Genomic DNA, 23,774 nt, shown 5'->3' with positions numbered 1-23,774 from the left:
TAATGCTCGTTAAGTACCTGCTTCCGGTTTTGGTGGGAACCATCCTGCTTACCTCCTGTAAAAAAGAGCCCAAAACTTTCACCGAATTGTCTGCCGGGGAAACAGGCATCCGCTTTTCGAACCGGATCGCCGAAAATGATACGATGAACATTCTTGCATTCGAATACGTGTACAATGGAGGCGGCGTGGCATTAGGGGATTTCAATAACGACAGTCTTCCGGATGTTTATTTCACAGGAAACACCAGCCCGAACAAACTGTATCTGAACAAGGGCAATTTCAAATTTGAAGATATCACGGAAAAAGCAGGCGTAGCGCCGAAAAATAAATGGTCAACGGGCGTAGCGCTGGTGGATATCAACAACGACAGTTTGCTGGACATTTACGTGTGTGCATCCGTACGCGATGTAGCACAGGAGCGGGAGAATTTATTATATGTAAATCAAGGACTTGATGAAAACAAGGTGCCGGTTTTCAGGGAAATGGGCAAAGAATACGGCATCGCGGACACTACACATACTACCAATGCGGCGTTCTTCGACTATGACAATGATGGTGACCTGGATTTGTTCCTGATCGTGAACGAAATGGACGACAACAATTTTCCGAACAAATACCATAAGAAAATCGTCGATGGCTCGTCGCGCCGGACCGACCGGCTTTACCGGAATGACTGGGACGCGGCGCTTAACCACCCCGTTTTTACCAACGTATCCAGAGAAGCAGGTATCCTGATCGAGGGTTACAGCCTCGGTATCAATGTAACGGACGTCAATCAGGATGGCTGGAAAGATGTTTATATTACGAACGACTATCTTACCAACGACCTGCTTTACATCAATAACGGTAACGGAACGTTCACGGACCGGGCGCCGGGATATTTCAAGCATACATCGCATTCGGCGATGGGAAATGATGTGGCGGACGTGAATAACGACGGCCTCGTCGATATCGTAGCAGTGGACATGATGCCCGCGACCAACCGCCGGAAGAAAATGATGACGCCGGCGAACAGTTACGTCACGTATCAGAACAATGAATTGTTCGGCTACCAGTATCAGGTAGCCCGGAATACGCTGCAATTGAATATGGGCAGCCGCGACGGCGCCGGAAAGTCGCCGGTATTCAGCGAGATAGGCTTGCTGAGCGGAATTGCAGAAACGGATTGGAGCTGGACGCCCATGGTTACCGACTTCGATAACGACGGTTTCCGGGATATTATCATTACAAACGGCTTTCCCAGAGATATTACCGACCTCGACTTTATCGCCTATCGCAACGAAGTTTCGAGTGTTATGGCGCCTATGATGATGCTCGATTACATTCCGAGCGTCCGGCTCAGAAACTTTGCATTTAAAAACAGGGGCGACCTCACCTTTGCCGACGTGACTTCCGACTGGGGCATCGAAACCCCGGGTTTTTCGAATGGTGCGGCATATGCGGATCTCGATAATGATGGCGACCTGGACTATGTTGTGAACCGGATCAACGACTCCGCAATGGTTTATCGTAACAATAGTATTCAACTTAAACCGGCAGAAAGCAATTATTTGCGGATTGCGTTTACGGGTGAGCGTTATAATCGGGCAGGCGTCGGCGCGATAGCCGAAATCGTTTATGCCAATGGTAAAAAGCAAATAGCAGAAAACTCACCCTATCGCGGGTATTTATCGACTGTCGAACCGGTACTGCATTTTGGATTGGGTAGAGAACGGCTTGTGCAGCAGGTTAAAATTACATGGCCTGGCGGAAAGAGCCAGATTTTGAAAAATGTCCGGGCCAATCAGATTTTGAAAGTTAACGAAAAGGATGCCGTCGTCGCGCCGATTCCGGCTACCGAGTTGGAAAGTCCGATTTTTAACGACATTACTTCACAACTGAATGTTCCCTATCGCCACGAGGAAATGGATATCATCGATTTTAATGTCCAAAAACTTCTGCCGCACAAGATGTCGCAATACGGACCCGGGCTGGCCGTCGGCGATGTGAACGGGGACGGGCTGGAAGATGCCTTTGTGGGAGGTGCGTGTCAGCACAAGGGACGTTTCCTGCTTCAAGGCCCTGGCGGAAAGTTTGAGGTAGCGGACCTGCTGCCCGGCAAGGAGGGGCCGGAAAAAGCATCCGAGGATATGGGGGTGCTGCTTTTCGACGCCGACGGCGACAAGGACCTCGATCTTTACATCGTGAGTGGAAGCTATGAAATCCGGGAAGGTTCGGATGCATTGAAGAACAGGCTTTACCTGAACGACGGAAAAGGACGATTTTCGGACGATACTGCTGCATTGCCGGCGTTCCTGGTGAATGGATCGTGTGTAAAAGCCGCCGACTACGACCGCGACGGCGATCTGGATTTGTTTATCGGGGGAAGGGTAGAGTCGGGGAAATATCCGAAGCCGGTTTCCAGTTACATCCTGAGAAACGATTCGAAAGGCCGTACAGTGCGTTTTTCCAATGCAACCGCGGCCGTAGCCCCCGAATTAGCGGGCATCGGACTGGTTTGCGATGCGCTCTGGACGGATTATGACAACGACGGGTGGCCCGATCTGCTGCTCGCCGGCGAATGGATGCCGCCCACTTTTTTGAAAAATGAAAAGGGGAAATTCAAGAAAATTGAAACAGGCCTCGAAACGAAAAAGGGCTGGTGGGGTAGCCTCGTCGCCGGTGATTTCGATAACGATGGCGATATGGACTATATCGGGGGAAATCTGGGGGCAAACACATTGAGCAGGGCGTCGGAAAGTCGGCCTGTAAGTGTTTATGCCAAAGACTTCAACAACGACGGCTATTTCGACGCAATCCCAACGGTATTCTACAAAGCACAGGACGAGACGTACAGGGAGTTCCCTTACAACACGCGGGATGACATGGGCAAGCAGGTTATCCAGGTACGCCAGCGTTTTCAGGAATACGGAAAATTCGCGGAATCGGGGCTGGCCGATATCCTAAAACCCGAAGAATTAAAAGACGCTTTGCATTTGTCGGCAACGTGGATGAAAAGCAGTTACATAGAAAATCGTGGCGGAGGAAAATTCATCCTGCGCGAATTGCCCGCGCAAGCGCAGTTTGCCCCGCTTTTCGGAATGATCGCCGATGACTTCGACCAGGACGGAAACCTGGACCTGCTGCTTTCGGGAAATGACTATGGTTCGGAAGTTTCGGTGGGACGCTACGACGCAATGTACGGGCTTGTACTGAAAGGCGACGGGAAAGGAGGTTTTCGTCCATTGAACATCGCAGAAAGCGGCTATGCGGCTGATGGCAATATGAAGGGGCTCGTTCGGTTGGCGTCGGATGCGGGAGATATGATTACAATAACTTCCCAAAACAGGGATTCGTTGCGGTTTCACAAAGCAACAAAAAAGGTCAGGGTCATTAACCTTGGACCGGGAGATGTGGCTGCCCGGATATATCTGCCGGATAACAGGTTCAGAAAGGTGGAGCCAGGCTATGGGACATCTTTTCTTTCCGCTTCGGGGCATTCGGTTCTCGTTCCGCCAAATACCGGGAAAGTTGTAATAACAGATTTTTCGGGGAAGGAAAGAATGGTAACCGGCCCTGTTAAATGACGGCACGGGGAAAGGATATTTGATTCGAAGCGATGAGCATGTAATTGCATTTATAATCCGGATGCTGTTCAATCTGTTTTGAGAGCGTCGCGTAAAACTCTAAAAAACCAGTATTTGTTAAGCGTTTGTAATCAGAAAAGCCCCTGCGGATTTTGCCGGGGCTTTCTTAGTTGATGAAGCGGGAGTTGTTAATGAACGCTGATTTCCTGAGACGGCCTTTCCATACCCGGCACGACAGGCAGCGTAAGTTTGAGGATACCGTTTTGGTATTCGGCACGGATGTTTTCGGTATCGACGGTGTTGTCGATCATGAATGTCCGGCGGAATGAGCTCTTGCCGAATTCCTGCCTTATCCAGTTCCGTTTTTCTGTCAGGTTGTCTTTCAATTCGTATGAAATAGTCAGTTCGAGGCCCTGAACATTGATTTTGAAATCGTCCTTTTCACGGTCAGGCGCGAAGACGAGCATTTCGTAACTGTCGTCATTTCTGACAATGTTGACCGGCACGCGGAATTCACGTTGCGGCCCGAAATGTCTGCTGTAATAGTCGTGGCGCATTCCAAAGCCGCGACGATCGAATCTGTTGTCACACATGGTGTTTCTGGTTTGTTTGATGAAAAAAGAATGGTATTAAACTTTTTTGCGGTGCATGGCCGAAAGGGTCGGCCAGATATTCCCGTTGGACAAAATCGCCATGTTCATAAAAAACGGCCTGATAACGGCGCCATCTGCGGTAGCGCCTTCTGCCGGCGACGAGCCTGAAAATTACTCCGAAAAGGATGAGTAAAAAGATCGCCTTAAATAGGAGGAACGGAATGGCGAAAAGGAAAATGCTTCCGAGTATCGCTGCTGTGACCAATTTTAAAATCGATATGAACATGGTTCGGCTGTTTGGGTTGATGAATGTTCGTACATAAATGCATGCACACCTATGCAGACGGGCGGAGTAAGAAATTACTTTAAAAAGGCGGGAAAAATAAAACCCGGCTCAGGGGCCGGGTCAGGGATGCTCAACTATTTTCAGGCGGTCTTCTGCGCCGGTTCCACATTTCCTGACGAAACCTGATACGCTCTTCTTCGGTCATATTCATCCATTTTCTTTTCCAGGCCATGGCTTCCTCACGGGCCTCGCGCCCGAACCGCCGGTTAAACCTGCGCCATTTGTGGTGATCGCGGTGGCCGCCGGGCCCCCGAAAACCTCCGAAAAGTATTTTACACAAAACAAATAAACCTACCGCCTGCCAATAGCCGATGGGATTGAAATTGACCGCGGCAGGCAGGATAGCATTCCAGAGCCATTGCACAATCGCGCCCATAGCGAGGGCGGCGATCAGGATAAAAACCGGCAGCGCGAACCGAAGTCTTCTATATCTGTTTTGCGGATTCATCATGGTCGACAAATTTAGTAATTTACAAACTCCCGGTACACGCTTTCCAGGCGCTCGCGAAGGTGGCGCACGGCGTAACGTTTGCGGGAAATCAGGGTTTTGATATTTTCTCCGGTGCGATCGGCGATTTCCTGGAAGGTCTGGTCTTCCAGTTCGTTCCAGATGAATACCTGCCGTTGATTCTCTGGAAGTTCGTCCAGGGCCAGGTTCAGTTGCTCCCAGAACAGGTCTTTCAGATAGGCCGACTCCGGTGTATTGTCGTCGGCGAGCAGAATATCCTTGAAATAAAACTCGCCGTCTTCATCTTCATAGCCGTAATCTTCCAGCGATTCAGGTTTTTGTTTCCGGTACTTATCGATGATCCGGTTACGGGCAACGCGGTAAAGCCAGCTGCTCATTTGCTCGATCGCCTCGATCTCCGGAACTGTGCTGAGCTGATACCAGACGTCCTGCAAAATATCTTCCGCATCCTCGTCGGTATTCACACGCTGCCGGATAAATCCGAGTAGCTGCTTGCCATAGGATGCGACTGTTTGGATGATATTTGGCTTTTTCTGCGACAAACGGACTTTTAAACTATTTACGGATAGGCAGACGGCTGACTTTGGGAAATACTTTAATAATGTTCATTTTTTTTCCACGAAGACACGAACGGACACGAAGTCCGAGGAATTCGCCTTCGGGCAAAACCGACCAACTAAGTATACTATTCAAATATATAAAAATAGTACAATAGGGTGCAATTTGTACTTTTCCAATAGAACTGGCAAATTTCAAACGAGTTTCTGTATTTTTCCTATAATCATAGGATTATTTCAATATTTGTACATCATTCAAAAAAGAACTTTTACGTGCTGAAATCGCGCTTATTGACTTTCAATCACAATGTTGGGTACCTTTGTAATGTCCAAAGAGCAGAAATCGGAAACGAAAACCTGCTTGGTGAACTTACTCAGGCAGAATGCTTGAAAAGTACAAATTGGTAACATTGATTCAGACATTAAACATTAAGAATAAAATGAAAAAGACTATCTTGGCAATCGCAGTTCTGGTGGGAGTATCAACTGCAAACATTTCAATCGCAGCCGATAAAGTGAAGGAAAACAGCGCTTCTATCGAGCTTGTTTCCGGTGCTGAATTGAAATTCAAACTGTCCCTCGAAAACGTGAAGGAAAGATCTTCACTGGTTATCAAAGATTACACGGGAGCGATCGTTTACAGCACGTCGATTCCAAAATCTGAAAGCTACACCAAAATCTTCGACTTGTCGAACCTCGCTGACGGAAATTACAGCTTCGTAATCAACAACGGTAACGAAATCTCTACGAAGCCGTTCGCGATCTCTACCGAAACAAAACGTCAGGTAACGGCGGTTGTCAAATAATTCTAGCCACACGGTGGTGCCGATGAGGCACAAAAAAGGCAGTCCATTCCGGGCTGCCTTTGTTTGTTATAATGCTCGTTAATAGGCCAGTACTTTCTTTTCTTTACTGCTCCTGAATGCAAGGTCGATGACGCGGCAGGTGTGCAAAACTTCTTCCGGCTTTACCGCGAGCTCGGCGCCGTGGACGATGGCGTCATAAACATTCTGGTAGAACGGCATATAGTTGCCGGCTTCACTTTTGACGACACCGGTGAATGCATCGCTGTACAATTTGCCCCAGCGGTCCTCCGGTTCCATACCCCACGGCTTTTCGGAAGGTAACACATTCTTGCGCAATGTCTCTTCCTGGGGATCGAGGCCACCTTTAATGAACGAGCCCTTCGTTCCGTGCAGCACGTACCGCAATTTATTTTCATAAACCATCAGGCTCGATTTAACGATCACCGATTTATCGGGATAGCTCAGACGGATATCAAAATAGTCGTCGATCTCGCTGTTGGGACGAACGATGCGGATATCGGCGGTTACGGTTTCGGGCTCCCCGAACAGCACCAAAGCCTGGTCGATCAAATGCGGCCCGAGGTTGTAGACGTTGCCGCCCACGGGTACCGCCCGCTCTTTCCAGGAGCCGGCGACAGCCTCGCGGTAACGGTCATAGCGGCATTCGTATTCGATAATATCCCCGATTTGGCCTTCGGAAAGCAATTTTTGAATGGTCAGAAAGTCGGAATCCCACCGGCGGTTTTGATAGGCCGTCAGCACGAGGCCCTTTTCCTTGGCGACCTTTACCAGTTGGCGGGCCTCCTCTTCGGTAGCGGAAAATGGTTTTTCGATCACGACGTGCTTGCCGTTTTCGAGTGCATCCATCGCGTACTGGAAGTGCGTGTCGTTGGGCGTGCATATGAAGACCAGGTCAATGGCTTCGTCGCTCAGCAATTCTTCCACCGACCGTGCGTTGCCGATCGAAGGGTCGAATTCCTGGGCTTCGTTTTTGGTCCTTTCGACCACCGTTTTGATTTTGAAATTCGGATTGGTGCTCAGGAATGGAGCATGGAAATATCGTCCGGATAAACCGAAACCGATTAAACCGACATTAAGAATTTTTGAAGGCATAGTTTTGGATTTTGCTTTGTCACAAAGGTAACCTTCCCCTAAAACTGAGCAAGGAACCGATGCAGGATGTTAAGGATTGATACGGGATTTAACTCGTTGACATTATGTTTGACTGGCATCGGTACGTTTCGCCATGACAACGGAAGAAAAGAAAATTAAGATAATCCCTCCGATATAATCGCGTAACGATGTAATATTGGTAGCAATATCAAAAACCCGATATCCGGAAAATCCCGTCAGGGATGTAACAACGGCCCGCAAGCAATACATTGTCGTTACATGCCCAGGGGCATTTTCATCAAGGTAACGCAAACGCCAGATACTTATCCCCGGATTTCGTATTTAATTTCCCGCCGCCACAGGCTATGACAACATACTGCCTGCCATTCACCGAATAGGTGCTGGCCGAAGCATATCCGGCGGCCGGCAGCGCAGTTTGCCACAATATTTTACCCGTTTCCTTGTCAAATGCCCTGAATTGCTCGTCGCGGCTTCCGGCGATGAATATCAGCCCGCTGGCGGTTACGAGCGGGCCACCGTAGTTGTCGGTGCCGGTCGGCGGAATGCCTTTGGCCGTCAGCTCCTTGTATTCACCTAACGGGACCTGCCATTTTCTTCTGCCGGTGTTGAGGTCAATAGCCGTGAGCGTACCCCAGGGCGGCTGACTTATCGGGTAGCCATTCCGGTCGTACCAGCGGTTGTAACCCGTATGCTGGTAGGGGACCCGCGTTTTGGAAATGGTAGTAATGCTTCCCTCGCTTTCCTGATTGGTGAGATAGGAGATGATCGTTTTTCGCTCGGCTTCGGATATATGCGTGAACGACGGCATCATACCGCGGCCGTTTTTCAGAATTGCCTCGATCTGCGCCGGTTTCAGGCGTTTTTCGAGGTTGGCGAGTGATGGGTAAGAACCATCGTGATTGCCTGTTTTGTCGGTTCCGTGGCAGGCGGCGCAGTTCAGTTGATACAGCTGGGCGCCGGTTATGCTGCCGGTATTGCCGGAGCTTTCCTTTTTGATCAATGACGTATAAACCGGGATTTCCTTGGCCGGAACATACATTATTCCAGCCCGATCGGTCGCCGCCCCGCCCCATTGTGCGCCGCCGTCGGTACCGGGGTAGAATATGGTCATTTTGGAAGTGATGGGAATGTAGGCGCTGCCGGTCCGGGCGTTCGCCAGCAGCTGAACGAGGGAATCGCGGTCGGCCACAAACGAGTTGAAGTTCTTCGCGGTGAATGCCTGTCGGGTAAATGGAATAGGCAATGTTGGAACAGGTTGCGTAGGGGTCACTTTTTCGCCTTCGACGGCGGGGAAATCGAATGAAGTTTCCCTGACGGGGAACAATGGTTTTCCGGTAACGCGGTCCAGCACAAACACATAACCTTGCTTGGTTACCTGTACCACCGCGTCGATACGCTTGCCCTGATGTGTTACGGTTACGAGGTTTGGCGGGCACGGAGGGTCGCGGTCCCAGATATCGTGGTGTACGAGCTGGTAATGCCAAAGGCGCTTGCCGGTGGCGGCGTCGAGGGCGATGAGGCAGTTGGCAAACAAGTTATTGCCGGGCCGGTTGCCGCCATAGAAATCATAAGCGGCCGAGCCGGTGGGAATGTAAACAATGCCCCGACCCCGGTCGACGGCCATCCCCGCCCACGCATTGGCCCCGCCAAAATGCCGTCGAGCATTCGCCGGCCAGGTTTCAGAGCCGAATTCACCCGCGGCGGGAATTGTCCGGAACGTCCACACGAGCTTGCCCGTACGCACGTCGTATGCGCGCACGTCCCCGAGCAACGCGGTTTCCGATTCGTTGACGCGCGCACCGGTGATCAGCAGGTCTTTGTAAACGGTGTTGGGTGTGTTCGACGTCACGTAATCATCCGCGCCTGGCCGGTCGATCCCCCTTTTGAGGTCGATGCGGCCGTTTTCGCCAAAAGTGGTTATCAGAGAGCCGTCTACCGCATTCAGTGCATAAATCCATTTGCCGGCACCCCAGAAAATGCGTTTCTCTTTGCCGTCCGACCAGTAGGTAACGCCACGGCTCGTAGTGCCGCCATTGTCGGAGATGGTGGTTTTCCAGATCTCCCCGCCGTTCGCCGCATTCAATGCAAATGCCTGCGTACCGGCCGAGACACCGTACAAAATACCGTCGATCACGATAGGGTTGCATTGCATTTGCGTGCGGTTGCGTACCGTGTCGGCGCCACCCGACGCGTATGTCCAGGCGACCCGGAGCTGCCCCACATTGTCCTTCGTAATCTGGTTCAATGCCGAGTAATGGCTCCGCGCGCCGTCGCCGTTGTATTCTGGCCAGTTTTGATCCGTAGAGTGCAAGCTGATCGCGAAACCGCACAGCGCTGCGAATGAGGCCGACAAGAGAACAGGCATCAGTTTCATGGAATGCGGCTGATTGCTAAGCGGCTGCCCAGAGTTCTTTTAATTTCTGCAAATCACGCTTCATCGCATCGAAAACCACTTTTTTGTCCACCGTAATCTGATACGCTCCCTGATCCGCCCCGCCCAGCGGGTATTCGAGGTGGAGGCAGACCGGCACATCTACTTTCAGGTCTTTCAGGAGTTTGAAATAGGTTTTGAAATCCACCATCCCTTCTCCCAGCGGCACGCTTTTGACGGCCCATTTGCCGCTGCTATTTTTCTCCCAATAAAAATCCTTGATAACGATGGTTTTAATATGCGGGCGGATCAGATTGAAACCGGTTTGCCACGAAAGCCCTCCTTCGACGGTTGCGTGCCGGATGTCGTATTGTGCGCCCATGGTTTTATGGTTTGCCTTTTGCAGGATTTGCCATATCTCGAACATCGACGCGCCGACCATTCTGCCGGAATGATTCTGGTAGCAGCCGTAAATGCCCAGTTTCTCGTTAAGTTTGCTCAAATCCGCCATTTTATTGCCGAATCCGCCCAGTTGTTCGGGGATGCTCTTTTGCTCCTCGTAGCGGTACCAGTTCATGCGGTAATACTTGAAACCCAGCCTGGCGGCTGTTTCGAGTACTTTTTTTATCAACAGGATTGCCGGCATCCTCCACGGCCGTACAGAACATTTGCGGGGCCAATCCCACCTTTTTCATCGCTTCTACGGCCAGCGGCAGGTCGGTTTCTACCTTTTCGGGTAAAACGTGGCCTTTCGGTCGCACGGTTAGATCGATGCCATCGAAGCCAAGTTCCTTCGCCACCTCTGCCATATCGGTGTAGTTCAGGAATTGCAGGTGTTTGGAAAATATATTCACTTTCAGATCGTCGGCTGCCGGCTGTGCAAAGGTTCCTTTCGCCAGCGAAGGGATAATGCTTCCGGCGAGCGCGCTATGGACGAGAAAATCTCTTCGGTTCATGAGGTTGTTCAGGATTTGGTGATGACAAAACTATGTTTACCCTTTTGCTTTAAGGTCTTGCTGGTAAGTACGATGCGGGTCACCGGATTGCCCTCCCATTTGGTTTTGAAACTGCTGTATTCCATGCCTTCGGTCGATGGCAGTTCGGTAGATACGGTCCAGCTCTTCGCATCATAAGCGAGCGAAACGGTTTTTTTACCGGGGGTTGTCAATATGATTTTACCCGGTGTGCCGGTGTCGACCTGGCAGACGGTCATGAATATTTGCTGCAAAGAATCCGGTCTTTGTTTCAATGCATAATTGTCGGCTATTTCAACCGCATTTCGAATGCGGTCCAGTTTTACGGTCCTGTTCCAGGTTTGGACACCGGCTTCCGCCGGATAGGCTGGGGCGATGTCCATTGTCAGCGAAACTTCTTTGTCCGAGGCGTTGCTTTTTACGTTCCGCGCATTGAACTGCTTGCCCGCCGGTTGCCCCAGGCCGTTAATAACAGGCAAATTGTGGTATTCCGAACGGGTAAACCAGAGTTCATACCTTTTGGAAGAGAATGTTCGCGCGGTATAGTTGCCGCGTCCGGCATCGACGATCACGGGCTCACCGTCGGCATACACGATGAAATCGCCTACGTCATTATGGTTGTGGCTTTCGGCGTTGTGCCCGGCGTGGGTAGCGAGGTAAATACCGTTTTCGGAACGCGCCGTGAGTACTTCGATATCCGACAACCAGGATTGCGCCACCGGTTTGTAACTTTTGGCCTTATCCTGCTTCAATTCCGAGGTCGTCATCAGATTCCAGACCTTTCGCGGGCGTTGGTAACCGTTTCCGCCGGTTACCGCCCCGAATTGCCCGTACGCCCATTCGCCGAAAGCGGTGAGCTGGGGGTCGTTAACGGCCTTTCCGAAGCGATAGAGCATTAAACCGTCCGGTTTCAGTTTGGGATCGGCATCGGCGAAGTTGACGAAATAATCGTTCGCAATGTGCACTTTATAAATGTAGGCGGCCATTTTACGGATCAGCGGGTCGTCGTAAATGTTGATCTTACCCTGGGTGGCGTTTTCGAGGATCGCCAGGGCGTCATAGGCGCTGGCACCCGCTGCAAACCAGTAGCTGGGGCCTTCGTCGCAGCCGCCGTCGTCGCCCAGGCTGTTGAAATACCTGTCGAGAAACACCATGTACTGGTAGGCGTTCTCACTGCGTTTGCGGGCGTCTTTTTCCAGCAGGAGGTTGGTGATGAGGAGGTTAGATATGATCCAAGGGTTCCAGTTGTTGACCGGACTGGTGGTGCTCAGCCAGCCGTAGCGTTTGGCCTGTTTCAGCGGTTCGAATATCTTTTTGTTGGTTTCGAAATAAATACGCGGACGGATCAGCGGCGACAATTTGTCCAGTTTTCCGCCGAGGAAATAGTCGGTAAGCGCCAGTACGGAGGCTGTCTCGGCTGCGAACAGGTCGACGGTCGGGTCTTCTACATCGGGCAATCCATTCTTTGCCTTCTGCACGTTCAAATGCGCCGGCACGCCCCAGTAAGTTTCCTCGCAAATCGCCCAAACCGAGTTCAGAATGGCTTCGAGGAACCGCTCTTTACCTTCGACGGCCTCCGCCAGCACGAGGCTCATCAGCTGGTTGCGGCGGCCAAAGGATGCCGCGGCATGTCTTTCGCGGTCGCCACTCCTGACAAAATCGAGTAGTAGGCTGGCCGTGACCATGGGAATCGGCTTTTCCAATGCTTCTTCTCCGGCCTTGACGATTCCGGCAAGTTCGGCGGGGTCGGCTTTGGCACGCCACTCTTCGGGTGTCCTGGGATAGGGTGCCCATTTATCGAGCGGAATAAGCACCTCATCGAATGCGATGCGGCTGTACTTCTGCGCCAGAATGTTGCGCTGGGTGACTTGTGCCACGGCGGGCAAGGAAAATGCAAGGGCTATCGCCAGTAGTAATCTGATCATAAAGGCTGTGGTTTAGGAAGTTGAATGCGGTTTCAATATAAGACTCCGATATCCAGTAGAATCACTGACTTCGGCCTTTAATTTAAATTCAATCAGGTTAATTTTTAATAAAAATATGAATACCGATCGTTTGAACCGGCGTGACTTCCTGAGAGCGGGTGCCGTCATTTCCTCCTTTATGATCGTACCGCGGCATGTGCTTGGAAGAGGTTACCGCGCGCCAAGTGACATGGTCGCACTGGGTTTTATCGGTTGCGGGCGTCAGAGCGGCGGGTTGCGTAACCGCTTTCTGGACACGCAGGAAACGCGCATTGTCGCGGCCTCGGACGTGTATGCCGTAAAACAGGACACTTTTGTGAATGCAGCTAACAAATGGTATTCCGAGAAACTCGCGCAAGGCTCGTACAATGCGGCTACCGGTATCAGGGATTTCCGGGAAATGTTGGACCGCAAGGATATCGACGCCGTCGTGATCGCGGCACCGGATCATTGGCATGCCGCCATGTCGGTACGAGCGGCGGAGTCGGGGAAGGATATTTATTGTGAGAAACCTCTTTCATTGACAGTAAGGGAAGGCCGTGCGATGGTGGAAGCCACGCGGAAATATAACCGCGTTTTTCAAACCGGCAGCATGCAACGCTCTGCGCCGGAGTTTACCAAAGCGGTGCAGCTGGTAAGAAGCGGGGCGATCGGGACCATCAGGAAAGTTTATGTCAATGTAGGCGGCCCGCCGAAAGCATGGGATCTGCCCGCCGAAACCAAACCGGAAGGACTCGATTGGGACCTGTGGATGGGGCCCAATAAAATAGAACGACCTTACAATAACGAGCTCGCCCCGGCAATGGATGCCACATTCTGGCCAAAATGGCGCGACTATGCCGAGTTCGGCGGAGGGGGCATGACCGACTGGGGTGCGCATATGTTCGATATCGCGCAATGGGGATTGAATATGGATTCCGGCGGGCCTGTCGAACTGATTTATTCCGAAGCTGGAAAAGGTCTTGTTTACAAATATGCCAGCGGTGTGGAAGTCGTTCACAGACCGGTGCAGGGCAAGCAGCATTGCCATTTCGTGGGTACCGACGGCGAGGTGTTCGTTGCGCGCGGTGAACTGCGAACGACTCCCGAGTCTTTGAAAGAAAAGGTTTTTAACCCGGGCGACGCGGGTGTTTACGTGAGCACCAATCATTACAAAGACTTCCTGAATGCCATCAGAGCCCGTAAGGCACCTATTTGCGATGTGGAGACAGGCCACCGTACGGCGTCGGTCTGTAATATCGGGAACATCGCGTACGGCTTGCAGCGTTCGCTCAAATGGGACCCGGTGCGGGAGAAGTTTGAGGGGGATAAAAAAGGCGAACAAACTGCTGGGGCGGGCAATGCGCAGGGAGTGGAAAGTGTGACAGCAAGGAAGGCGGAACGTTATACCGAAGCCGGGGAAGGGGCAAACCTTCGCCGGTTTTTTATTTCTCCAAACAACCCGGCAGAGGGCACAAAATTGTCAACCGTTTTTCCAAATTGTGTATTTTTGTAACATGATTGGACAGCCTGCGATTATTCGTTTTAAGGAACTCGACGAGCTTGGAAATGTTTCCGAAACACTCCTGAGGCTGGGTGGGGAAACGCCTGTCTGGCTTTTTGAAGGTCAAATGGGGGCCGGGAAAACCACGCTTATCAAAGCATTATGCAGCCGTCTCGGGGTCACTGGCCACGTGCAAAGCCCCACGTTTTCGTTGGTGAACGAATACGATGCGGGAGGCAAAACAATCTATCACTTTGATTTTTACAGGATTAAGGACGAAACGGAAGCCCTGGACATAGGCGTGGAAGAGTATTTTGATTCGGGGGATTTCTGCTTTGTCGAGTGGCCGGGCAAAATCGGGAACCTTTGGCCGCTGAATTATATGCAGCTGCATCTGGAAGCGGATGAAAGTGGCACGAGAATATTGAAAGTCACCAGGGTATAAGAGGTCATCATTTAGTCAGTTACAGTTTCACACTCATTTTGCTAGTCAATGGCACAACCTCAGATTACCGGTTTTGAAGAGCTCGCCAAGCAGTCGGTGCTGTACCCTCAGGAATCGCTCCTGGCGGTCCGCAAGGATCAGAATTCGCTGCATATAGGGCTGCCGCGGGAAGTTTCGTTGCAGGAAAACCGGATTGCGCTCACACCCGACGCGGTGGCGATCCTGGTCAGGAACGGACATGAAGTGTGGGTGGAAAAAGACGCCGGGAAAGGTGCCAATTTGTCGGATCACGAATACAGCGAGGCGGGTGCGAAGATCGTTCACAGCCCGGAGGAGGTATACCAGGCCAATGTGATCCTGAAAGTGGAGCCGCTGGTGGAGGAAGAGTTCGGGTTTGTGAAAGCAGGCACCACCCTGATTTCCGCATTGAACCTTCCCGCGCTTGAAAAGCATTATTTCGAAAAGCTCAACGAGCTGAAAATAACCGGGATCGGCTACGAGCTGATCGAAGACAAAGTAGGCGGCAAGCCGATTATCCGTGCCATGGGCGAGATCGCCGGTAGCACGGTGCTGCTTATCGCGGCCGAATATCTCTCGACACCGAATGGCGGCCGCGGCATTATACTGGGCGGCATTACGGGCGTACCGCCGACCAAGATCGTGATCCTAGGCGCAGGTACGGTGGCCGAATACGCCACGCGGGCGGCACTGAGCCTGGGTGCGGATGTGAAGGTGTTCGACAAGCATATTTACCGGCTGCAAAGGTTGAAATATGCGATCGGGCAGAATTTATACACTTCCATTATCGAATCGGAGACGTTGGCGGAGGCTATCGGCAGGGCCGATGTGGTAATAGGCACGATGCGTGCGGAGAATGGGCTGAGCCCGATGGTCGTGACGCGTGAGATGGTATCGGAAATGAAGCCGGGTTCGGTGATCATCGATGTCAGTATCGATCAGGGCGGGTCGTTCGAGACCTCGCGGATGACGACGCACAAGAACCCGACGTTCAAATACAATGAAGTGATCCATTATTGCGTACCTAATATTCCTTCGCGCGTGGCCCATACGGCAAGCACGGCGCTTAGCAATGTATTTTTGCCGTTTTTGCTTCAAACCGGCACGATCGGGGGCATCGAGGAAATGATTTACGCCAACCGGTGGTTTATGAAGGGGGTGTACTGCCACAAGGGAACGCTCACCAATTCGCACATCGCCAGAAGCTTCAATATGCGTTATAAGGACCTGACGTTGCTTTTGGCGGCGAGAATGTAGAGGGCTGTAAGCTGATCTGTATCTTGTTATGGATAGTTTAAATATGCCGGGAAAGGGCTTAGAGCTTAAAGCCTAAAGCTTAAAGCATATAGCATAAAATAAAATGATCAACAACAGCAATGAAAACGCCCTGATGGACGATGCAAATTCTCCGGATTTGAATCAGAAGTTGATGGGAAATATATCACAGGATTTTGTTAAAGTAGCCGACCAGCTCAAAGAAGCCTCTTATCAGATCCGCAAGCGTGGCTTCTCGGATTATCCGATTTTTCCGGTTTCAAACAGTGAAATCGAACTGGGCCTGCTGCTGATCGACTCGGGAGAGCTTACCAACCGCTATGTTTACAAGGCCTCCTATATGCAGGAATTTGTAGACCGCAAGTTGATCGGCCAGGAGTCGGTGCTGCTTTTTACGGAGAATTACAAGAACCCGGACGAATATTGTTGCCTTTTCGCGTTGATAGGCGAATTTTCAGGCTTTGTGTTTGTACCTTACCCGGAAGACTGACCGCGCAACGCCGGTGAGAATTACTTTGACCGATTACTGAAAACTGGGGACGGTAAGTAGCTCGGGGCAGAAGGTTTTTGGATTTTGGTTGTAGAGTGTAATCAATTGAAATTCAATATATAACCTTGGTATGGCTTCAAATTTACCTTTTGAAAAGAAACTCGAACCTATTTTTATCCAAAAATTCCCCGCTCTTCCCGACTCCACCAAAGAGCTCTTTGTCCGTTATGGCCCTTATGTGTTGCTGGCCGCCTGCGTTACGATTGTAGTAGTGTTGCTCGCGGCGATCGGCATTATGGGCGCAAGTGCCGGTTTCGGTGCGGTGTCGATCGGAATGGGGTTCAATTTTTATGTCAGCGTTTTCCTCGGCCTGGTGGCGTTGGTTATGTCGTTTCTGGCTTTCACTCCTTTGAGATCGAGAAAGAAATCCGGCTGGAAACTCATTTATTATGCATTGCTTTTCGGCCTTGGCAGCAGTCTTTTCGAACTGAACGTATTCGTTTTTCTTGTTGCCGGCCTCCTGGGTTTCTGGGTATTGTTCCAGATACGCGAAAAATACTTTTAGCGGTCCGGACGTAACCAGGCGTCGGACGGGCGCATTGTTCCGTCCGCTTTTTATTTTTGCCATTGATCATCCGGATATGCTGCTTGTATAAGCGGTTGTCAGGAGCGGGCAATTACTTTGCATATTTGCGTTTACACCGTTTCGAGATTTATGAATATCATAGAGGTAAGGAATGTCACGAAGGAATATTCCAATCATACGGCCCTGGACAATGTCAGTATTTCCATTCCCAAAGGCTGTATTTTTGGCTTGCTGGGGCCTAATGGCGCCGGAAAAACGTCGCTGATCCGCATTATCAATCAGATCACCGGCCCGGACAGTGGCGAAGTTTTGTTCGACGGTGCCCCGCTCAATCCCGGTCATATTTCCAGGATCGGCTATCTGCCGGAGGAACGCGGGCTTTATAAAAAAATGAAAGTGGGAGAGCAGTTGCTCTATCTGGCTCAGCTGAAAGGGCTGTCGCAGAAGGAGGCGATGGAAAAGCTCAAAGCTTGGTTCATCAAATTCGACATCAAAACCTGGTGGGACAAGACGATCGGCGACCTATCAAAGGGAATGCAGCAAAAAGTGCAGTTTGTCTCCACCGTTTTGCACGAACCCGACCTCATCATTCTCGACGAGCCGTTCTCCGGTTTCGACCCTATTAATGCCAACCTGATCCGCGATGAAATCCTCGAACTGAAACAGAAGGGGAGCACCATTATTTTTTCGACGCACCGGATGGAGACCGTTGAGGAGCTCTGTGACCACATTGCATTGATCCATAAATCGCGTAAGGTGCTCGACGGGCCCAAACGGCAGATTAAGGAGCAATTCAAGACACACACGTATTTTGTGGAATATAAAGGGAGCCTCGACGAACTGGACCCTGTTTACCGGGTGCTCGACCAGAAGGTGCTGGAAGACGGCTATCTGCGGGCGAATATCCATCTCGACGAAGATGCTACCGCCAATGCGTTGCTGCTTAATCTGTTATCCAGAATCGAGATCCGCGCTTTCGGGGAAAATATCCCGAGCATGAGCGATATCTTTATGAAGGCTGTCAACGAAGTCCCCGAAGCCTAACGGGCACATTTCATTCACGGTTGTTAATCTGAAAAACATGCGAAACATATTTCTGGTTATAAAAAGAGAATACCTGGTGAGGGTCAAAAAGAAATCGTTCCTCATTATGACCCTGTTGGGACCGCTGCTTTTCGTGGGTTTCTATGCGACGGTGTTTTGGGTGGCGCTGGGCTCTGTGGATACGAAAACCGTGTTGGTACTCGATGAAAGCGGGTTATTCAGGAATGAATTCAAAGACTCCGAAGTGCTGAAATTTGAATTTACCAATCAAAGTCTCGACTCGGCCAAAGCGGCGTTTCCGAGGGGCGACGCCAATGCGCTGGTTTACATTCCGGCGAATGTGATCAAAGCGCCCCGGAGCGTTCGTATTTATGCAGCCAAGAATGTCAGTATGGACCTCAAATCCGAGATCGAGAAAGTGATTGAAAAGGAGATCGAGGAAATCAAACTCGCGGAGGCGGGCATTACGCACAAAATACTGGAAGATTCGAGGGTAAATGTCCGTTCCGAAACCATCAGCCTGAGCGAGGAAGGCGAGAAAACCAGCAGTTCGGGCGCGGCGACGGTAATCGGCGGCGTTTGTGCATTCCTCATTTATATGTCGGTGTTCATCTACGGCACGCAGGTAATGCGCGGGATTACCGAAGAAAAGACAAGCCGGATCGTGGAGGTGATCATTTCGTCGGTGAAGCCGTTTCAGCTGATGCTCGGCAAAATTATCGGCGTGGCGTTGGTTGGCCTGACGCAGTTCGTTCTCTGGATTTTGCTTACCACGGCGTTAACCAGCGCAACTTCGGCCGTGCTGAGCGGCAATGCCGAATCGGCACAGGTGGCGCAGGAAATGAAAAAAGCGCAAATGCCCAACCAGGGAATGTCCGGGAATGTCGACAACCCGGTAACGGAAGTGCTCGGCGCGGTGGCGAGCCTGAATATTCCTTTGATTATCGGTTGCTTTCTGTTCTATTACCTGGGCGGTTATTTGCTTTACAGCGCATTGTTCGGTGCGGTGGGAGCGGCGGTGGATAACGACGCGGACACGCAGCAGTTTATGCTGCCTATTACGTTGCCCATCATATTTTCGTTTGTTTTTGCCCAGTTCGTCCTCCGCGACCCGGATGGCACGCTCGCGTTCTGGACTTCCATCATTCCCTTTACATCGCCGATTATCATGATGGTGCGGATTCCATTCGGCGTACCGGCCTGGGAGCTGGCATTGTCGATGGTACTGCTCATATTGGGCTTTATAGGCACCACCTGGATCGCCGCCCGTATCTACCGTGTCGGGATTCTCATGTACGGGAAGAAGGTCAGTTACAGGGAACTGGCGAAATGGATATTTTATAAGTGACTTCGGCTGTCGGCTTTCGGCCGTCGGCCTGTTGTTTTTGAAGTGGACTTCATCACCCGAAGTCCGACCGCCGACTGCCGACTGCCTTTAACGTTTTTTAAGATTCCCAATCCGTTGCCGTTGTGGTAATTTTGCTATTTTTGGCCGATCAATGATAGAACTGCTCAAAAAGAGTCGCCATCTTTGCGCATCGTGCATATAACTTTTTCAAATTTACCGTCTTTCAGATGACCCGTTTCAACCGTACCAACAACCTTACGGGTTGGATAGTCTTTGCTATTGCATTCATCACATATGCCCTCACAGTCGAGCGTACTGCCAGTTTCTGGGATTGTGGGGAATTTATAGCCTGTGCATTCAAATTACAGGTGCCGCACCCGCCGGGCGCGCCGTTCTTCCTGTTGATTGGCCGTATTTTCTCCCTTTTTGCTTTGGGCGATTTGCTGAAAGTAGCTTATTGGGTCAACATGGTTTCGGTGCTCAGCAGCGCGTTTACGATCCTGTTCCTTTTCTGGACCATTACCTTGCTGGTCCGTAAGCTGGTTGCGAAAAGCGATGAAGAGCTGACTCAGGCTGATACCCTCTTGGTAATGGGAGCCGGTATCGTTGGTTCGCTTGCCTATACCTGGTCGGATTCGTTTTGGTTTTCCGCAGTGGAGGCAGAGGTTTATGGTTTGTCATCTTTCTTTACCGCCATTGTAATCTGGGCGGTATTCAAATGGGAGCGGATCCAGGACCCTGCTGCCGAAAACCGCTGGTTGATTCTGATCGCCTATCTCGTAGGGCTTTCCATCGGCGTCCACTTGCTGAACCTGGTTACGATTCCGGCGCTTGCATTGGTCTACTATTTTAAGAAATACCAGAAAACAAGTGTATTGGGAGGCATTTTTGCGTTTGTAGGTGGATTGGTGGTACTGGGAATCATCAACTCGGGTATCATACCGGGACTGCCTAGCGTCGCAGGGAAATTTGAGATATTCTTTGTCAATACTTTGGGATTGCCCTACAAATCCGGGGTGATCTTTTTCATAATATTGTTCATCGGCACGCTGATCTGGGGAATCCGTTTTTCCCAGAAGAAAGGCAATGTGCTGCTCAATACGAGCTTGCTTTCGCTTGCCTTTGTGTTGATCGGATATGCCAGCTACCTGATGGTGTTGGTACGCGCCGAGTACAACCCGCCCATTAACGAAAACAACCCTAACGACGTCCTGAGCTTCGTTTCCTATCTGAAACGGGAGCAATATGGCAGCCGTCCATTGCTTTACGGGCCGTCTTTTGTTTCACGTCCGGTAAGCCAGAAACGCGGTGCGCCGATGTACCGCAAGCAGGATGGGAAATATGTGATTTACGACTACCGTCCGGAGTATGAATATGAGCCGGGTGCCAATATGCTGCTGCCTCGTATGTACAGCACTCAGCCGGGTCACCCACAGTTGTATATGCAAATGACCGGCCTGGCGGAAGGTCAAAAACCGACCATGGCGCACAACCTTTCTTTCATGTTCTCCTATCAGATCGGGCATATGTACTGGCGGTATTTTCTGTGGAACTTCGTCGGACGGGAAAGTGATGAAGAAGGTGCGGGCAATATGACTCCCTGGGATGTTTCTACAAAATACCCCGAGCCCATCGCGAAGAATAAAGCGCATGACAATTATTACATGCTGCCATTCCTGCTCGGATTGTTCGGTATCGTCATTTGCTATTTCCGCCAGAAGCGCGACCTGCTGGTTTTGGCTTTGTTGTTCATCCTGACGGGCGTGGCACTGGTAGTTTACCTGAACTCGCCACCCACTGAACCTCGCGAACGTGACTATATTTATGTCGGTTCGTTCTATATTTTCTGTATCTGGATCGGTTACGGTGTTATTGCCATCGCGGATGCGATAGGGAAGTTTGTGAAAGCCGGTACCGCCCGCGCGGGGGTTGCTACGGCGCTCGGTTTGGTGGTGCCGGTTATTATGGGCGCCAAAGGTTGGGACAACCACAACCGCGACCACCGTTATCATTCGGTTGATTTTGCCAAAAACCTGCTAAACTCCTGCGCTCCGAATGCGATTCTCTTCACAGGCGGGGATAACGATACATTCCCGTTGTGGTACGTGCAGGAAGTGGAAGGCTTCCGTACGGACGTGCGTGTGTGTAACCTGAGCCTCCTCGGTACCGACTGGTACATCGACCAGATGAAACGCCGCACCTACAAATCGGAGGCGCTGCCGATCTCGCTCGACAAGAACAACTATGCATTCGGGAAGAACGACATCGTGCCTTTTTATGAAATCCCAAGCGTGAAATCGGGTATTAACCTGAAAGAATATCTCGGCTTGGTGAAGCAGGAAAACAAGGCCATTCAAGTGCCGTTGACCAGCGGCGACATGACGTCCATTCTGCCTTCGTCGGTGCTGTTCCTGCCTGTGGATGCGGAGGCTGTGAAGAAAATGGGTATTATCAAAAATGACCTTCTTCCATTCGTGAGCGATTCCATCAGCTGGACCATCGGTAAAGGCGATTTGTACAAATCAGACCTGATCATGCTGGATATCATCGCGTCCAACGACTGGAAACGTCCTATTTACTTCTCGTCGACGCTTGGCGGATCGAGTTACCTGAACCTGAAAGAATACATGCAGCTCGAAGGTTATGCTTACCGCCTGTTGCCTGTAAAAGTACCCGGTGCGAGCGATGGTTACGTGAATGCCGACGTGATGTACAATAATATGATGAACAAAATGTTCTGGCGCGAGCTCGACAACCCGAACACTTATTACGATAATACTTATCTCGGCTCACCGGTGGCGACGGCACGTATCGCATTCCTGCGCCTCGCTGGCCAACTCATCGCCGACGGCCGTAAGGAAGAGGCCAAAAAAGCCATCGAACGCTCGCTGACGACCATGCCGGACAAGAGCATTCCGTACGACCAGTTCTCCGCCAACTTCATCGGCCCGCTGTTCGATCTGGGCGAGACCAAAAAGGCCCTCGAAATTGCCGAAACAATGGCCACCCGCGCCGACGAGGTACTAACCTGGGCCAAAGACAACAGCACGACCCGTCGCCGCGACAGCAATGTTTATCTATACATCCTTCAAGTAATCGTCCAGGAATGCCGGGATGCGAAGCAGGAGGCCGCTGCAAAGAAATACGAGGCGATCTTCCAGAAGCATCTGGCTGCGTTTAATATGTATGGTGGGGGGCAGTAGTATTTAAATATTTGAAACGAGAGGGGCGGCATTCGCGAAAGTGGATGCCGCCTTTTCTTTTATGCTTCTTTTGGTGCTCATTAACTTCTTCTACATGCTGCACAGCAAGTAATTATCAAGTGACAAGATAAGTTACTTGCCGGTGGTTGTTTTTAATGTGCTATAATTCAGTTAATTATCTTGCTGCTTGCCGTTGGATAATCTCTTTTATAGCTTAATTCGTTGACAGTCGGCGCTGCCGGACTGGATGGTGCTTGCATCTATCTCCGTGAATCCCAACATTCACAAATCAAAACCCCGCCGTAAGCTTGGTACCTGACAGGCGGGGTTGCGGTTCAAATCAATTTATTCCATTTAAACCTTTCAAATTTATGAAGAATTGCATTATCGGCGCACGGTGCTGGTGATGGCTTTTGCCTTTGTGTTTGGATGTAAGGACACAGATGAAAAGACGAGCGTGCTCCCCGGCAACGACTTTACCGTAGAGCAAGCTCAGAAATGGTATTCCGATTTTCGCAAATCAGCCCGAAGTTTTGGTCAGGCCGACGACCGGGTCATCTGGGGTGCTGCCACACAGCGGAAAGTGACCGCCGATGATGAAATCGTCGTAGCGCCGGTACTTTCAGGTAATTTCCTTGGCTGCCGTATTAAAGACGGGCGAAAGGACAAGCGGAAGCCTGATGAAGAAAATGTGGCTGGAAGGATTCAGCGAAGTCTTATTGTACGTAAAGTTCGTGGCAAGATCGAGGCCATGGAAATGCGAACGGTATTCGACGCGGACTATGAACCGAGCGTAAAGAACGGCCAGGTCGATCCCTCGAATTTTGAAGGCAAAGTTTACTTTTTCGACATGAATGGCAAGCTAGTGAATGGGTTGATTTACGAAGCAGGAAAGCAGGTAGCCACATTCGGCCCAAACAAAGGCGGTAGGACGTCCGACATGGTGGAAGTCTGCACGGATTGGTACCATCAGGGGTGTGTGGATGGCTACGGCTGTTCGGGCTGGGTTTATCAGGAGACTACTTGTGAGATGGTGTATATTAGTGCGGGATCTAGTGGAACGGGACCGTTTGGTCAAGCTCATTTGAAGTAGCACTCAATA

The 23,774-nt window shown here is 50.9% G+C and carries 20 protein-coding genes; 12 read left to right on the top strand and 8 right to left on the bottom strand.

The genetic code is table 11. The features are described from left to right. The first annotated feature begins 2 nt into the window (after positions 1–2). Positions 3–3,566 carry a VCBS repeat-containing protein gene (locus tag ABV298_RS07595; protein ID WP_353721550.1) on the top strand — a complete coding sequence of 1,188 codons (3,564 nt, stop codon included), beginning with the start codon at positions 3–5 and terminating at the stop codon, positions 3,564–3,566. 188 nt (positions 3,567–3,754) lie between these two features. Here the strand turns inward: ABV298_RS07595 and ABV298_RS07590 are convergent, their stop codons facing one another. After that, a complete protein-coding gene (locus ABV298_RS07590) occupies positions 3,755–4,159 on the bottom strand; it encodes an Hsp20/alpha crystallin family protein (protein WP_353721549.1) in 405 nt (134 codons plus the stop codon). A 55-nt stretch (positions 4,160–4,214) separates the two neighbouring features. Between ABV298_RS07590 and ABV298_RS07585 the strand changes: the two genes are divergently transcribed. Continuing rightward, positions 4,215–4,352: a hypothetical protein gene (locus tag ABV298_RS07585; protein WP_353721548.1), complete on the top strand. Its 138-nt coding sequence runs from the start codon at positions 4,215–4,217 to the stop codon at positions 4,350–4,352. Between the two features lie 223 nt (positions 4,353–4,575). Here the strand turns inward: ABV298_RS07585 and ABV298_RS07580 are convergent, their stop codons facing one another. Beyond that, a complete protein-coding gene (locus tag ABV298_RS07580; protein ID WP_353721547.1) occupies positions 4,576–4,956 on the bottom strand; it encodes a hypothetical protein in 381 nt (126 codons plus the stop codon). An 11-nt stretch (positions 4,957–4,967) separates the two neighbouring features. Then, positions 4,968–5,516 (bottom strand): sigma-70 family RNA polymerase sigma factor, encoded by a 549-nt coding sequence (locus ABV298_RS07575; protein ID WP_353721546.1) that lies wholly within the window; start codon positions 5,514–5,516, stop codon positions 4,968–4,970. Between the two features lie 455 nt (positions 5,517–5,971). Here ABV298_RS07575 and ABV298_RS07570 point away from each other — a divergent pair, with 455 nt between their 5' ends. After that, positions 5,972–6,337 carry a hypothetical protein gene (locus tag ABV298_RS07570; protein WP_353721545.1) on the top strand — a complete coding sequence of 122 codons (366 nt, stop codon included), beginning with the start codon at positions 5,972–5,974 and terminating at the stop codon, positions 6,335–6,337. A 78-nt stretch (positions 6,338–6,415) separates the two neighbouring features. On the opposite strand, the gene ABV298_RS07565 is transcribed toward ABV298_RS07570, so the two are convergent. From ABV298_RS07565 to ABV298_RS07545, 5 genes are all read right to left on the bottom strand, one after another. Beyond that, on the bottom strand, positions 6,416–7,450 hold the full coding sequence (locus tag ABV298_RS07565) for a Gfo/Idh/MocA family oxidoreductase (protein WP_353721544.1): 1,035 nt from the start codon (positions 7,448–7,450) through the stop codon (positions 6,416–6,418). A 298-nt stretch (positions 7,451–7,748) separates the two neighbouring features. Further along, positions 7,749–9,845: a PQQ-binding-like beta-propeller repeat protein gene (locus tag ABV298_RS07560; RefSeq protein ID WP_353721543.1), complete on the bottom strand. Its 2,097-nt coding sequence runs from the start codon at positions 9,843–9,845 to the stop codon at positions 7,749–7,751. Between the two features lie 16 nt (positions 9,846–9,861). Beyond that, the gene (locus ABV298_RS07555; RefSeq protein WP_353721542.1) at positions 9,862–10,473 is read right to left on the bottom strand and encodes a TIM barrel protein; all 612 of its coding nucleotides are present in this window, start codon (positions 10,471–10,473) and stop codon (positions 9,862–9,864) included. Next, positions 10,355–10,798, bottom strand: coding sequence for a hypothetical protein (locus ABV298_RS07550; protein ID WP_353721541.1), 444 nt, complete (start codon positions 10,796–10,798; stop codon positions 10,355–10,357). The genes ABV298_RS07555 and ABV298_RS07550 overlap by 119 nt, the downstream gene beginning before the upstream one ends. Before the next feature lie 8 nt (positions 10,799–10,806). Continuing rightward, positions 10,807–12,741: a heparinase II/III family protein gene (locus ABV298_RS07545; protein ID WP_353721540.1), complete on the bottom strand. Its 1,935-nt coding sequence runs from the start codon at positions 12,739–12,741 to the stop codon at positions 10,807–10,809. Between the two features lie 115 nt (positions 12,742–12,856). Between ABV298_RS07545 and ABV298_RS07540 the strand changes: the two genes are divergently transcribed. From ABV298_RS07540 to ABV298_RS07500, 9 genes are all read left to right on the top strand, one after another. After that, positions 12,857–14,275 (top strand): Gfo/Idh/MocA family oxidoreductase, encoded by a 1,419-nt coding sequence (locus ABV298_RS07540; protein WP_353721539.1) that lies wholly within the window; start codon positions 12,857–12,859, stop codon positions 14,273–14,275. 1 nt (position 14,276) lies between these two features. Further along, the gene (tsaE, locus tag ABV298_RS07535; RefSeq protein WP_353721538.1) at positions 14,277–14,708 is read left to right on the top strand and encodes a tRNA (adenosine(37)-N6)-threonylcarbamoyltransferase complex ATPase subunit type 1 TsaE; all 432 of its coding nucleotides are present in this window, start codon (positions 14,277–14,279) and stop codon (positions 14,706–14,708) included. Positions 14,709–14,756: 48 nt separating this feature from the next. Beyond that, positions 14,757–15,983 carry an alanine dehydrogenase gene (locus tag ABV298_RS07530; RefSeq protein ID WP_353721537.1) on the top strand — a complete coding sequence of 409 codons (1,227 nt, stop codon included), beginning with the start codon at positions 14,757–14,759 and terminating at the stop codon, positions 15,981–15,983. Between the two features lie 103 nt (positions 15,984–16,086). Next, positions 16,087–16,491, top strand: coding sequence for a hypothetical protein (locus ABV298_RS07525; RefSeq protein WP_353721536.1), 405 nt, complete (start codon positions 16,087–16,089; stop codon positions 16,489–16,491). 130 nt (positions 16,492–16,621) lie between these two features. Next, positions 16,622–17,056 carry a hypothetical protein gene (locus ABV298_RS07520; protein WP_353721535.1) on the top strand — a complete coding sequence of 145 codons (435 nt, stop codon included), beginning with the start codon at positions 16,622–16,624 and terminating at the stop codon, positions 17,054–17,056. 150 nt (positions 17,057–17,206) lie between these two features. After that, a complete protein-coding gene (locus ABV298_RS07515; protein WP_353721534.1) occupies positions 17,207–18,121 on the top strand; it encodes an ATP-binding cassette domain-containing protein in 915 nt (304 codons plus the stop codon). 37 nt (positions 18,122–18,158) lie between these two features. After that, entirely contained in the window at positions 18,159–19,469 is a 1,311-nt protein-coding gene (locus ABV298_RS07510) for an ABC transporter permease (RefSeq protein ID WP_353721533.1), read from the top strand. 227 nt (positions 19,470–19,696) lie between these two features. Further along, a complete protein-coding gene (locus ABV298_RS07505; protein ID WP_353721532.1) occupies positions 19,697–22,672 on the top strand; it encodes a DUF2723 domain-containing protein in 2,976 nt (991 codons plus the stop codon). A gap of 379 nt (positions 22,673–23,051) precedes the next feature. Continuing rightward, positions 23,052–23,765: a hypothetical protein gene (locus tag ABV298_RS07500; RefSeq protein WP_353721531.1), complete on the top strand. Its 714-nt coding sequence runs from the start codon at positions 23,052–23,054 to the stop codon at positions 23,763–23,765. Positions 23,766–23,774 lie beyond the last annotated feature (9 nt).

This window comes from Dyadobacter sp. 676, from assembly GCF_040448675.1.
GTDB lineage: Bacteria > Bacteroidota > Bacteroidia > Cytophagales > Spirosomataceae > Dyadobacter.
The sequence above is the reverse complement of the archived record's forward strand: the minus strand, read 5'-3'. Positions and strand labels throughout refer to the sequence as shown.